General features: G+C 61.9%; 11 protein-coding genes. 9 read left to right on the forward strand and 2 right to left on the reverse strand.

Features of this window, described 5'->3' with window-relative positions:
- Window positions 1-92: 92 nt before the first annotated feature.
- The 9 genes from SMD27_RS04975 to SMD27_RS05015 all read left to right on the forward strand — a co-directional run bounded on the left by SMD27_RS04975 (window position 93) and on the right by SMD27_RS05015 (window position 9,545).
- Complete coding sequence (locus SMD27_RS04975) at window positions 93-554, forward strand: helix-turn-helix domain-containing protein (RefSeq protein ID WP_320507213.1); 462 nt, start codon at window positions 93-95, stop codon at window positions 552-554.
- Window positions 555-859: 305 nt separating this feature from the next.
- Complete coding sequence (gene metK / locus SMD27_RS04980; RefSeq protein WP_320507214.1) at window positions 860-2,029, forward strand: methionine adenosyltransferase; 1,170 nt, start codon at window positions 860-862, stop codon at window positions 2,027-2,029.
- Between the two features lie 17 nt (window positions 2,030-2,046).
- Window positions 2,047-2,799: a tRNA (guanine(46)-N(7))-methyltransferase TrmB gene (trmB, locus tag SMD27_RS04985; protein WP_320507215.1), complete on the forward strand. Its 753-nt coding sequence runs from the start codon at window positions 2,047-2,049 to the stop codon at window positions 2,797-2,799.
- 101 nt (window positions 2,800-2,900) lie between these two features.
- The gene (locus SMD27_RS04990; RefSeq protein ID WP_320507216.1) at window positions 2,901-5,432 is read left to right on the forward strand and encodes a helicase-related protein; all 2,532 of its coding nucleotides are present in this window, start codon (window positions 2,901-2,903) and stop codon (window positions 5,430-5,432) included.
- A 37-nt stretch (window positions 5,433-5,469) separates the two neighbouring features.
- On the forward strand, window positions 5,470-5,892 hold the full coding sequence (locus tag SMD27_RS04995; protein ID WP_320507217.1) for an RNA-binding S4 domain-containing protein: 423 nt from the start codon (window positions 5,470-5,472) through the stop codon (window positions 5,890-5,892).
- A gap of 158 nt (window positions 5,893-6,050) precedes the next feature.
- Complete coding sequence (fdxA, locus tag SMD27_RS05000; protein ID WP_320507218.1) at window positions 6,051-6,386, forward strand: ferredoxin FdxA; 336 nt, start codon at window positions 6,051-6,053, stop codon at window positions 6,384-6,386.
- Between the two features lie 495 nt (window positions 6,387-6,881).
- Window positions 6,882-7,412: a CarD family transcriptional regulator gene (locus SMD27_RS05005; RefSeq protein ID WP_320507219.1), complete on the forward strand. Its 531-nt coding sequence runs from the start codon at window positions 6,882-6,884 to the stop codon at window positions 7,410-7,412.
- Window positions 7,413-7,711: 299 nt separating this feature from the next.
- Window positions 7,712-8,587 (forward strand): DMT family transporter, encoded by an 876-nt coding sequence (locus SMD27_RS05010; RefSeq protein ID WP_320507220.1) that lies wholly within the window; start codon window positions 7,712-7,714, stop codon window positions 8,585-8,587.
- A gap of 157 nt (window positions 8,588-8,744) precedes the next feature.
- On the forward strand, window positions 8,745-9,545 hold the full coding sequence (locus tag SMD27_RS05015; RefSeq protein WP_320507221.1) for a hypothetical protein: 801 nt from the start codon (window positions 8,745-8,747) through the stop codon (window positions 9,543-9,545).
- Here SMD27_RS05015 and SMD27_RS05020 read toward each other — a convergent pair whose 3' ends face one another.
- Together SMD27_RS05020 and SMD27_RS05025 are read right to left on the reverse strand one after the other, a co-directional pair.
- The gene (locus SMD27_RS05020; protein WP_320507222.1) at window positions 9,546-11,417 is read right to left on the reverse strand and encodes an adenylate/guanylate cyclase domain-containing protein; all 1,872 of its coding nucleotides are present in this window, start codon (window positions 11,415-11,417) and stop codon (window positions 9,546-9,548) included.
- Window positions 11,418-11,608: 191 nt separating this feature from the next.
- Window positions 11,609-13,102, reverse strand: a complete 1,494-nt coding sequence (locus SMD27_RS05025; protein WP_320507223.1) for a M48 family metalloprotease — start codon at window positions 13,100-13,102, stop codon at window positions 11,609-11,611.
- Window positions 13,103-13,200 lie beyond the last annotated feature (98 nt).

Raw genomic sequence — 13,200 nt, forward strand, 5'->3', positions numbered from 1 at the left:
TCGTATGCCTATTTACGGCTTATCAAACAATGAACGAAACATACGTTTAGGCGTAATTAAACGCGTCTTTTCTGCAGAAAGAGAGGTATCCCATGCCGCGAGGTCGCAAGTCCTCAGGTCGTATGGCCAGCAGGGGTTATCCCAATCCGATCGACGTTCACGTCGGTAGCCGGATTCGTCTGCGTCGAACGTTGCTTGGCATGAGCCAGGAGAAACTGGGTGAGGCGATCGGTCTCACCTTTCAGCAGGTCCAGAAATACGAACGTGGTGCCAATCGGGTCGGCTCGAGCCGCCTTTTCGATCTGGCGCGCGTTTTGGATGTGCCGGTTTCATATTTTTTCGAAGACATGTCGGCCAGCGTCCAGGAGAAGAGCCCTTCGAAGCTGATGGGCGTCGCCACGCCACCGGAACCGGAATACGAGCCGGATCCGATGGCCAAGCGGGAAACACTGGAATTGGTCCGGGCCTATTACAAGATCACCGATCCGCAGGTCCGCAAGCGTATCTTCGAGTTGACGAAGTCGATCGCCAAGACCTTCCGCGAGGACGAGTAAGGTAGCCATCCGACCGGTCTGAAGGAATGCCTGTAAGGCATCGGCTACGATAGGCGGAATCAATAATTGCAGGATGGCGATCCTTTCAACATGAGTCGGCTGCGTAGTGGCAAATATGTCAGGGTGCCGCGAGTGCGATCCGTTCACTATTCCGGGACTTGACCCCGGACTGACCCTCGACCATGATCCGCGCCGCCTTTTCAGCGCGGGTCGTCGACTCGCATCTGTGACATGCGGCCCGAGCGGGCCTGGCGCTGATTTACGGCCATTCATCCGACCGACAAACAGATTGCGGGGATTTGAGCGTGTCCAAAACCAGTTACCTCTTCACCAGCGAAAGCGTTTCCGAAGGCCATCCGGACAAGGTTTGCGATCGGATTTCCGATTCGATCGTCGATATCTATCTGAAGGCTGACCCGCAGGCCCGTGTCGCGGTGGAAACCCTGGCAACCACCAACAAGGTGGTACTGGCCGGCGAGGTACGTGGTCCCGCTTCGATCACGCACGACCTGCTCAAGGAAACCGCCCGCCAGGCGATCAAGGATATCGGCTATGAGCAGGACGGCTTCCACTGGAAGAATGCGGATATCGACTGCTACGTGCATCAGCAATCGGCCGATATCGCCGTCGGCGTCGATGCCGCCGGCAACAAGGACGAAGGTGCCGGCGACCAAGGCATCATGTTCGGCTATGCCTGCCGCGAAACCGATCAGCTCATGCCGGCGCCGATCTATTTCTCCCATCGCATCTTGAAGCTGCTCTCCGAAGCGCGCCGCTCCGGCAAGGAAAAGGGCCTCGGCCCCGATGCCAAGAGCCAGGTCACGCTGCTTTATGAAAACGGCAAGCCGGTGCGCGCCACCTCGGTGGTGGTCTCGACCCAGCATGCCGCTGATCTCGATCAGGCCCAGGTGCGCGAGATCGTGCGGCCCTATGTGAAAGAAGTGCTGCCCAATGGCTGGATGTGCGATGAGGACAGCTTCTACGTCAACCCGACCGGCCGCTTCGTGGTGGGCGGTCCCGACGGCGATGCCGGCCTGACCGGCCGCAAGATCATCGTCGATACCTACGGCGGTGCCGCACCCCATGGTGGCGGCGCTTTCTCCGGCAAGGATCCGACCAAGGTTGATCGCTCGGCCGCTTATGCCGCGCGCTATCTGGCGAAGAATGTCGTCGGCGCCAATCTCGCCGAGAAATGCACCATCCAGCTCTCTTATGCGATCGGTGTTTCCAAGCCGCTCTCGGTCTATGTGAATACCCATGGCACCGGCAATATCGATGAGCAGAAGCTGGTGAAGGTGCTGGGCGAGCTCATGGATCTCAGCCCGCGCGGCATTCGCACCCATCTCAGCCTCAACAAGCCGATCTATGCGCGGACTGCTGCTTATGGCCATTTCGGCCGCGAGCCGGAGGCCGATGGCGGCTTCTCCTGGGAGCGCCTGGATCTCGTTGCCGATCTGAAGGCGGCGTTCAACTAAGCTGTCGCATCGACTATATGACGCGTGATCATGGCGTCGCCGATCCGGATATGAGCCTCGGGGCCGAACCGGATCGGCGACGCAAATTTTATGGCCGCCGCAAGGGCCGCAAGCTGCGTTCCAATCAGCAGGTGCTGATTGACGAGCTGTTGCCGCAATTGCAGGTGAGCTTGCCCCAAGCTGGCGGCAAGCTCGATCTCCAGAGCTTGTTCAAACGGCCGATGCAGGCCATCTGGCTGGAGCTCGGCTTTGGCGGCGGCGAGCATCTGGCGGCACAGGCGGCTGCTCATCCGGATATCGGCTTCATCGGCTGCGAAGTCTTTTTGAACGGCATTGCCGGCCTACTGGGCCACCTGCAGCAAAACCAGCGGGAGGGCCGGGCCGCGGACAATGTGCGCATCTATCCGGAAGATGCCCGCGACCTGCTGGCGACCTTGCCGGACCAGTGCCTCGATCGTTTCTTCCTGCTGTTCCCCGATCCTTGGCCGAAAATCCGGCATGCCCGGCGCCGCTTCGTCAACCGCGCCAATCTCGATTTGCTCGCGCGGTTGCTGAAACCGGGCGCCGAATTGCGGATCGGCAGCGACGACCCGACCTATATCGGGTGGGCCCTGGCCCATGCCAGCGACCACCCTGCTCTTACCTGGCTGGCGGAAGGACCTGCCGACTGGTTGCAGCGTCCGGCAGACTGGCCGCCCAGCCGTTATGAGCAGAAGGCGATTCGCCAGGGGCGGCAACCGGCTTATTTCCGCTTCCGCCGCAAGGGCTAGCCCGCCCGTCTCGTTGCCCTTCGAAGCGAGCCGGATGACAATCCGGCGATCCTGCTTTCCCGGCTTGCATTCCGGGCGGCCTGCGGCCAAATCTTGTGATCATGACCGCTTTATCGCCGCGGCACGCCGCTGTTCCTCCCGACGCAAGCAAGAAGGCTGTTGCCGTCACGGCTGTCTTGGGCCCAACCAATACGGGCAAGACCCATCTCGCCATGGAACGCCTGATGGGGCATCAGACCGGCATGGTCGGGTTTCCTCTGCGGCTGCTCGCGCGCGAGAATTACGACCGAGTGGTGAAGGCAAAGGGCGCCGCTTCGGTCGCGCTGATTACCGGCGAAGAGAAAATCATTCCCCGCACGGCACGCTATTTCGTCTGCACGGTCGAATCGATGCCGCTGGATCGTCCCGTCGCCTTTCTGGCGGTGGACGAGATTCAATTGGCGGCTGATCCGGAACGCGGCCATGTCTTCACCGACCGCCTGCTGCGGGCGCGGGGTCTTTCGGAAACCATGTTCATGGGATCGGATACGGCGGCGCGTTGGATCCGCAGCCTGGTACCCGGCACAGAGTTCCTCGACCGGCCGCGTCTTTCGACTTTGAGCTATAGCGGGGCGAAGAAGATTACGCGTCTGCCACCGCGCTCTGCGGTGGTCGCTTTCTCCGCCACTGATGTCTATGCCATTGCCGATCTCATTCGCCGTCAGCGTGGCGGGGCCGCGATCGTCATGGGCGCCTTGTCGCCGCGCACCCGCAATGCACAGGTCGCGCTCTATCAATCGGGCGAGGTCGATTATCTTGTCGCGACCGATGCGATCGGCATGGGATTGAACATGGATGTGCGTCATGTTGCCTTTGCGAGCTTGCGCAAATTCGACGGGCGCGTGCCGCGGCCGCTGACCAAAGCCGAGATCGGCCAGATCGCCGGCCGGGCCGGGCGACATATGACCGACGGCACCTTCGGTACAACGGCCGATGCCGGCGAGATGGAAGCGGATGTGGTGGAAGCAGTCGAAGCGCATCGCTTCGATCCCTTGCCGCATTTGATGTGGCGCAATGCCGATCTCGATTTCCGCAGCGTCGAACGCTTGCTCCGCAGCCTGGAAGCCCGGCCAGCACATCCCGGCCTGATCCGCCAACAGGAGGGCGAGGATCATCTCGCCTTGCAATATCTGGCGCGCGACCCGGAGATCGTGGCGTTGGCGCAGGATCGAGCTCGTGTCGCCTTGCTGTGGGAGGTCTGCCAGATCCCCGATTTCCGCAAGCTGATGGCCGATGCCCATGTGCGGCTGCTGGGGCAAATGTTCCGGCATCTGACGGCGGGACTGCGTATCCCCGGACGCCTGCCGGTCGATTGGGTGGCGGGACAATTGGCGCAGCTTGATCGGACCGATGGCGATATCGATCAGCTGACCCAACGCCTCGCCCATATCCGCACCTGGGCTTATGTCGCCCATCGTGGCGACTGGATCGCCGATCCCGGCCATTGGCAGGGCAGGGCGCAGGCGATCGAAGAACGGCTGTCCGATGCCCTGCATGACGCGCTGACGCAGCGCTTCATCGACAAGCGCCACGCGGCGTTGCATCGCCACCTGCAAAGTGGTGGTCGCCTCTATGGCGTGGTGACGGAAAGCGATGAGGTGCTGGTCGAAGGCCACGCGGTCGGAACCTTGCGCGGCTTTGCCTTCACGCCTTTGGCCGAGGCCGCGGATTTCGCCGGCCGCATTGAAACCAAGCCATTGCTGGCGGCGGCCCGACGTGCCTTGGGCCCGGCGGTGGCGCAGCGTGTCGGCCAGGTCGTGGCAGCCCCGGACGAGCATTTCCGCCTCAATGATGAAGGTCGCCTGCAATGGAACGACGCGGTGATCGCGCGGCTTATCGCCGGCGATGCGCCGTTGAAGCCGCAGATTCAACTGCTGCATGACGACCTGCTGGACGGCCGCCAGCGCCAGGCGATCGAGCAGCGGCTGAAGCAATGGCTCACACCCTATCTGCGCCGCCGCCTGAAGCCGCTTTTCGCCGCAGCGGAGGCGAGCTTGCCGCCGTCAGCGCGCGGCCTTGCCTACCAACTGGTCGAGCATCTCGGCGCCATGCCGCGCAGCGAGATCGCCCCGCAGCTTGCCGCCCTCAGCCGCGAGGAGCGGCAGCAATTGTCATCGCTCGGCCTCAGGATCGGGCGCGAGACGGTCTGGGTCCAACGCCTGAACGATCGGCGGCAGCGCCGCTTGCTGTTGCTGCTGCATGCGGTGCATCGGCGCCTGAAGCTGCCGATCGCGCCCTTGCCGGAACTGGCGGCCGCGCCGGTCGGGATGGATGATGCGACCGCGCGGGTCGGTGGGCGGCGCTTGATCGCCGGTCATGTGGTCGATTTCGGCCGGCTGGAGCGGTGGTCAGGCGATCTGCACCGGCTGGCAGAGGCGCGACGGCTTGATCTGGCGGATGAGACATTGCCGACACAGTTGAACATGCCGGCGGCCTTGATCGCACCGGTCTTGCGAGCATTGGGCTTCGTGCCCAAGGAGCGCGGCGGGGCCAGCGGCTTTGCACGTCGGCGCAAGCGCCAGGCCCAACACAAGCCCGATATCGACCCGCGTTCGCCTTTCGCAGTACTGGCGGGCTTGAAGGCCGAGAGCTGACGTCAACGGGAACAGGTGATGCGAGGATGACTGCGCGATGACTGATGCCGCCGGCGATACGTCCAGTCTGCGTCTGGATAAATGGCTGTGGTTCGCGCGCTTTGTGAAAAGCCGCAGCCTGGCGAGCAGGCTGGTCGAAGAAGGACGTATGCGGGTCAACAATGTGCCGACGGCGAAGGCGCATTACGCGATACGGCCCGGCGATGTCTTGACCTTTGCCCTTGGACCGCATATCCGGGTCATCAGGGTGGTGGCGCTTGGCCAGCGCCGCGGTCCGGCGGTGGAAGCACAGCAGCTCTATCTCGATCTCGATCCGCCGATGCCCCGCAAGGCGACGACGCCAGATGCGGACAACTTGCATGACGAGGATCTGGCAGCTGGCGCGCACCGGGATGCGGGTAGCGGCCGGCCGACGAAGCGTGAGCGGCGCGCGATCACACGCTTGCAGGGTGATGACTGAATCCCTGGATGTCGTGGGCCGATGGCTGATATGCAGCGTCCGGCCGGCTGATTGACGTCGTCAGCGAGGGATGTGGTTGCGCCGCGCCCGGATGACGTGGTAACAGGCCGCGCGATTGTCGGTAGTGACGCGGAAGCGTAGAAGAGCAGGAGACGGCTATGGCCTATGTGGTGACGGAAGCTTGCATCAAGTGCAAGTACATGGACTGCGTCGAGGTCTGTCCGGTCGATTGCTTTTACGTCGGCGAGAACATGCTGGTGATCCATCCGGATGAGTGCATCGATTGCGGTGTCTGCGAGCCGGAATGCCCCGCCGATGCAATTCTGCCGGACAGTGAAGGCGGCATGGAAAAGTGGCTGGAAATTAACCGTCAATATGCCACGCAATGGCCGAACATCACGCGCAAGGGGGAAGCCCCGGCGGATGCTGATGATTGGAAGGGCGTGGCTGATAAATTCGAGAAGCATTTCAGCCCGAATCCGGGAAATAGTTAACAAATTCAATTGGTTAATCTATATCTAGTGGGTCAGCGCTGTTGTCCGTCAAGGACTGCAGAACGCTCTGCCTGCGCCTAACGCATACCTCCCTTAACTTGAATCAAACGGCCATTTCTGTTATAAGATGGTCATAGGTCCTTGGGGCGGAGAACTTGTGACGACCCGGTGTCGACAAGCCGTCCAAGCCTACAATTGATAAGAATTTATTCTGGGCTCTAAGGTCCGGGATCGGGAATTCTTGACCGCGGAAAACCCGCTTTTGTCAGCATACTGACGGAGCTGGCGGGTGCTTCTTTTGTCATCGGCCTTTGCGCCGGCTTTCCCTATCTTCGGTGATTAGGAGTGGTTCTGGGATAGAAAGGCCAGGGGATTGCTAAGTGTCGGGTTTGCTGATGGCCGGGCGGCAACATCGCTCGTCCCTCAAGGCATCAAGCCGAACCGGTGTGCTGGCCGAAGCAGCAACGTGGTGGTGTTCGTTTGGAGGTAGTGATCGTGGCTGAGAAGGCAAAGAAGAGCGTTGCGGCGAAGGATAAGGATATCGGTTTCAAGAAGGGCGATTTCGTCGTTTACCCGACCCATGGCGTCGGCAAGATTCTGGGTATCGAGTCGCAAGAGATTTCCGGTCACAGCCTGCAAGTCATCATCATTCATTTCGACAAGGACCGCATGACCCTGCGCGTTCCGGTCGCCAAGGCGAAGAATTCCGGCCTGCGCAAGCTTTCCTCGAAGAAGGTGATGGATACGGCCATGCAGACCCTGAAGGGCCGGTCCCGCGTGAAGCGCGCCATGTGGTCGCGCCGCGCCCAAGAATACGAGGCCAAGATCAATTCCGGCGACCCGGTTTCGATCGCGGAGGTGGTGCGCGACCTGCATCGCAATGCCGATCAGCCCGATCAATCCTATAGCGAGCGCCAGATTTATCAGGCGGCGCTGGATCGTCTCGTCCGCGAATTGGCGGCGATTGACGGGATCGACGAACAGGCGGCGACGCAGCGCCTGCATCAGGTTCTGAAGGCAGCCTGACCGGCGCTTCTAAGCCAGTCTTGATTTCGCCGGCGGAGAGGCCGGCGGCAGCACACTTCCCAAGCTCTCTCCTCGAGAGGCCCCCTAGCGGTTCGACCGCGAATGACGGATGGTTCCCGGGACCCTAACCGGCCCCATCCGTCAGGGGTTTTCGATTCCGGCAGCCGCCCTTTTCCCCCGCCGGCGAGGAGGGACGGTCACCGATTTCCGTTCCTTGCTTCCATGTTCCTCCTGTGTTCTAAGTGCTGCCGCACAAGGCGGATGAGGCCAACGGAAGAAATTGCGATTCCCGGCAATCGGTGAAGCGCGGACATGTCCATGGCCTTGTTCTGGTGACGGCTTCTGCCTTCTTCTGGAGCACTGCAGGTTTCTTTGTTCGCCTGCTCGACCTCGATGTCTGGACCATGCTCGGCTGGCGCTCGCTCTTCGCTTCGCTAGCCCTCCTGTCGGTCGTGGTGATACAGCATCGTCACCGCGCTGCCCGCGCCTTTCTCGCCATCGGCTGGCCAGGCTTGATCGCCATCCCCATTTCCGCTTTGTCGATGCTGGGCTACGTCGTGGCGTTGAAGCTGACGACGGTTGCCAATGTCATGATCGTCTATGCAATGATCCCCTTCGTTTCCGCCGGCATCGCCTTTCTGTGGATCGGCGAGCGAACTAGGCGGGGCGTGTTACCGGCGAGCGCCGTCGCCTTGTTCGGCATCCTCATCATGGTGGGCGCAGCGCCGCGACAGGATCTCGCCGGCAATGCCATGGCGCTGTTGATGACCGTGACGCTGGCCTTCGTCCTGGTCATGGCACGGCGCTATTCCTCGATCGCCATGGCGCCGGTCAATTGTCTCGCGGCCGCCTCGGTGGCATTGGCCTGCTGGCCGCTGATGGCGTCCGTCGTGCCGAGTTGGCAAGAGCTCATCATCCTTGCGCTGTTTGGCATCACGACGACGGCGCTTGCGTATCTGCTGTTCCTTACCGGCGGCCGACATCTGCCGTCGAGCGAAGCGAGCCTGGTCGCTTTGCTAGATGTCGTGCTGGCCCCGCTCTGGGTCTGGCTCGCTTTTTCCGAACGGCCCGATCGCGCGGCTTTCATCGGTGGCGGCTTCGTGCTCGCGGCAGTGGTCTGGTATCTGCTCGGCGAATTGCGCCGGAACCGGGCAGCGGCCACGCATATGGGCTAGCTCTCCAGCTCGTGCATCTGCTCCCTGTATCGCGACTTTGTTCACTGGTGCAGGCGGTCACGCGAAGGTCAACGCGATCCAGTTTGGCCTGCGCTTGCCACCTGATAGAGTGATCGTCGGCCCGAGTCGATGAACAGGACGGAGAGACGATCACGCCATGCCGGAACAGGACAAATTCGCGGTCCTGCGCGCCGCCAGCCGCATCTGGGCGGTCTCGCCCGTACATGGCGAGGCCGAGCGGTTGAAGGCTTTGCACGATTATCTTGGCGGTCAGTTTTTACCCGGCGACCGGCTGGTTTATCTCGGGGGATTTCTCGGCCGCGGTCCCGATGTCGCCGGCGTGATGACCGAGCTGGTGCGCTTTCGCAGCAAGATCCTGGCGCGGCCGAATATGTTCATCTTCGACATTGCCTATCTGCGCGGCGCTCAGGAGGAGATGTGGCAGAAGCTGCTGCAATTGCAATTCGCACCCAATCCAAAAGAGGTGCTGCCCTGGATGCTGCGCCAGGGTGTTGGTGAGACGATCACCGCCTATGGCGGCGATCCGGCCGAGGGCATCATACGCTGCCGCGAAGGCGCGCTGGCGATCACCCGCTGGACCAATTCGCTGCGCAGCGCCATGCAGGCGCGGCCCGGCCATTATCAGCTCATGAGCACGGTGCGCCGTGCCGCTTATACCCATGATCTAAGTTTGCTCTTCGTGCATGCCGGCCTCGATCCGGAGCGCCCGCTGGACGCGCAGGGCGACAGCCTGTGGTGGGGCAGTGCCGGCTTCCCCAGCCTGAATCATCCTTATGGCGAGTTCCTGAAAGTGGTGCGCGGCTTCGATCGCCAGCATGGCGGTCCGGGCGAGGGGCCTTTCACCGTGACACTGGATGGCGGCTGCGGTTTCGGGGGCAAGGCGATCGCCGCCTGTCTCGATACGCGCGGTGCGATCCTCGATCTGGTCGAAGCTTGATTAATCAGCTGCCGGGATTGCCGAGTTTACGCGCTGCAGCAGTCGATAGAGCTGCATTTCTTCCGATCGGCCCGGCAGAAGATGATAGCCAAGCGGCTCCGCTTGCATGTCCGGCGGCAGGGCGGCCGCTACCTCGCTGCCGATGATGACGATGGCATCGCTGCTGCCATCGTCGATGGTCTTGGCAAATTGCTCGAAGCGTTGCGCCAGATTCACGCTGTCACCGACCAGCGTGTAGTTGATGCGGCTCGGCGCACCGATATTGCCGGCGATCGCCCTCCCGGTTTCGACACCAATCCGCAGGCGTATCGGCTCCAGGTCCTTATGGCGCCGCCGCTCATTGTCGGCGGAAATCTTGTCGGTGATGGCCAAGGCGGCACGGCAAGCCCGTTCTATATGATCGGGCTGCAAGGCCGGCGCACCCCAGAAAGCCATGACGGAATCGCCGATATATTTATCGATCGTCCCGCCCTCCTCGGCTATCGCCTCCTCCAGCAGCGAGAAATGCCGGCTGAGAAAGGCAGCGAGGGCCGGCGCATCCAGCCGCTGGCTGATGCTGGTGAAGCCGACAATGTCGGTGAAAAGAATGGTGACCTCGCGCTCCTTCGATTCGAATGCGTCGCTCGAGCCGGTCCGCACCAACATGGGCAGCAGGGAGCGGGGCACGTAAGTCGAAAGCCACCCAAGCCCCGCTCGCATGCGATTGAACGCGGTGACGGCGACGTCCACCTCGCGCAGCCGGCCCCCGGGCAGGGGATCGCCATCGCCTAGTTCCAGCCGCGCGATCTTTTCCGAAGCGGCGGCGAGCCGGGTGATCGGCCGGGCGATGCGGCGACCGATCAGGATTGCCATGGCCACGCCCAACAGCATCACGCCGATGCCGAGAATGGCGGCCCGGGTCACCTGATCGAGAAAACTGTTGATGCTGGCATCCGGCACATGGGTGCCGATGATCCATTCGCGATTTCTAGTATCGCCGGGCTCTTTGAACTCATAGCCTGGGAGGGGGCGATAGAGGATGAAATAATCCGAGCCGTCGACCTCCACCTGCTGGATGCGGAAATTCAGCGGCAGTTTTGGATAGAGCGACTGGACATCGACGTCGCTGCTGTCATTGAAACGGAAGGCGGCGAGCACTTTATCGCCGAGATCGGAGGGGCGGAGCAACCGGCCCATCGCCGATTGGACGTCATTCTTCGCCGCCGGATGGGCGATGATGAAGCCGTCGGCATTCATTGCGAAAGGCGTTCCTTTCAGCCCGGTGAGATCCTCATCGATATGGCGAGAGAGGCCGGCGACGGTGACCGTGGCGCGTAGCAAGCCGATGATCTTGGTGCCGCGCCGCACCGGCAGATAAAGCGGAATGGCCGTTCCCTTGCGTTGCGGCGAATAGAACGGCGTGCCCCAGAACGCGGACCGGCGATCGCCGGCACGGGTGAGATAGACGCCGAATGTACGGGCGCTTTCGCCGGTTATCTCCCGGATGCTGTAATCGTCGCGCTCATCGCCGGTGCGGCTGGCCGACATGACGCGCATGTCGCTACGCACGTAAATGAGACTGTCCATCTGCTCGTCCGATGCCAGCGAGCCCAGCAGTAGATCCTTGATCCGACCATCCTCGAAGATGTCGCGATGATCGCTTAGAATGAAACGGGAAAGGGCGCGGAGCTGGTTTTCGGTGGGATCGAGCTGATGCCGCAGATTCTGGCTGACGATGGTGACGACCGCCTGGCCGGTGGCGGCGATCAACTGACCGGTGTTGCTCTGCGCTACGGTGTAGAGGTGCCAGACGGCAATGCCGACAGCGAGAATGACCAGGCTGCCGAAGCTGAGCGCCAATGTCGTGACGATTGAGAGGCGCGGCCGCAGCATCCGGCGCAGCCCTGCAAGTAGACGCGACTTTAGCGCGCGATTCCGCTCCGGAATCGCAGCGGGCGCGCCAGGAGTTGCATCCACCGGCGCTGCCGGCGCGTGGCCGGCAGGCAGTGGCGGCGCGGTCGGAACGGGCGAACGACCAGTCAGGATATTGTCACTCGCGCGGTCCCTGTTTTCCTCGATCTTCTTCAATAGGTAACGATCTTTACCTTGCGGCCAACTTGCGGTTCTTCGCCAGGCTTGAGGTTATTGAGCACACGGAACCAGTCCTCATTCGCACCGGTAACCATGCGTGCCGAGAGCGATTGCACCGTATCGCCTTCCTGCACTGTCACGATGTGGACCCGCTTCGGCCGGTATCTCGCCCCTTCATCGCCGCCGATCTGCTGGAAACTCTGGGCGGTTTGTAAAAAGGCGCTGTCGAGACTGGAAGCTGTATTCGGCGTCGCGAAAAAGAGGAACTGATAGACCCTGCCTTCCGGATGCTTTACCAGCACGACCCGAACGTTGCGCGATCCTTTGTTGGTATTCACCGCAGCGGTGCCGGTCGCGGCCGGCATGCCGTTGATAGTGACGGCCTGCACGTTCTGGAAGGTCACATTCTGGGCGATCTGCCCGCTCGCGATATAGTCGGCCAAGGCACCGCTCGGTTGCGGCGAGGCCAAGGTGAAGGTAATGACGGCATCCTGCGGCCCGGTCGCTCCCACCATGTCCGGCTGATTCACCAGCTTATAGCCCTGCGGCACGGTGAAGGCGAAATGCAGGCTTGGGTGGATGAAGCGCGTCCCGTCGATGATGCCGTTCCGCGGATCATCGCCGAAGATCAGGCCGTCGATTTTCTGCAGATAAGTATCGGCGTCGAGTTTTGCACCGGCGGCCGGTTCCGACCCGGCTTCGGCAATCGCCCGCTGGACACGGTCAACCGTGCGCGGATGCGAAGCCAGCATGTTATCGGCATCCACTGCATTGGGATCCTGACCGGCGAGCTGAGCTTCCAGCTGGCTCTGCGACCTCAGATCGGCGAGGAACGTCGCCATTGCCTGGGGATCGTAGGCGCTGCGCTTCAGATAGCGGACGCCAAGGGAATCGGCTTCGAACTCCTGTTCCTGGGAATAATGCGCCAGGCGATATTGGGCGCCTTGCTGCACGGCGCCACCCAGCAGATTCGCACCCGTCTCTCCGCCCAGAATCGCGCCGAGCAAAGTCGCTCCCAGCACGCCGATCTGGGCTTTCTGCTCCTGGCCCATTCGTTCCGCTGTGTGACGCGCATTGATGTGGCCGATTTCATGGCCGAGAACGCCGGCGATTTCAGCTTCGTTATTGGCCAGGGCGAGCAATCCCCGGGTGATATAGACATAACCCCCGGGTACGGCGAAGGCATTCACATCCGGCGTGTCGAGGATGGTGAATGTATAGGTCACATCCTTGCGCTCGGCGGTGGCGGCGACCGATTGGCCGACGCTGGTGACATAGGCGGTAAGATCCGGCTGGGCATCGTAGGCGCCGCCGAATTCCGCGAGAATCTGCGGATGTTCCTGGCGACCGAGTTGGGCCTCCTGCTGGGGAGAGAGACTGGTCGTGAAGGTGCGCCCGGTAGCCGGGCTGGTGGCCGTGGTGCAAGCGCCCAGCAAAGCCGTCATGGTCAAACCGGCCATCAGGCCGAGGACCGTTTTTCGTTTCATCTGCCTTCCTCTCCCTCCATCCGTCCAAGCAGCGGTCGCAGCTCCTTTCTTCGCCGGCAACTGATGGTCTCGCATATCGATGCCCTGCAACTGCGCCG

It is taken from the genome of Dongia soli (assembly GCF_034044715.1).
In the GTDB taxonomy this organism is placed as follows: Bacteria; Pseudomonadota; Alphaproteobacteria; order Dongiales; family Dongiaceae; genus Dongia_B; species Dongia_B soli.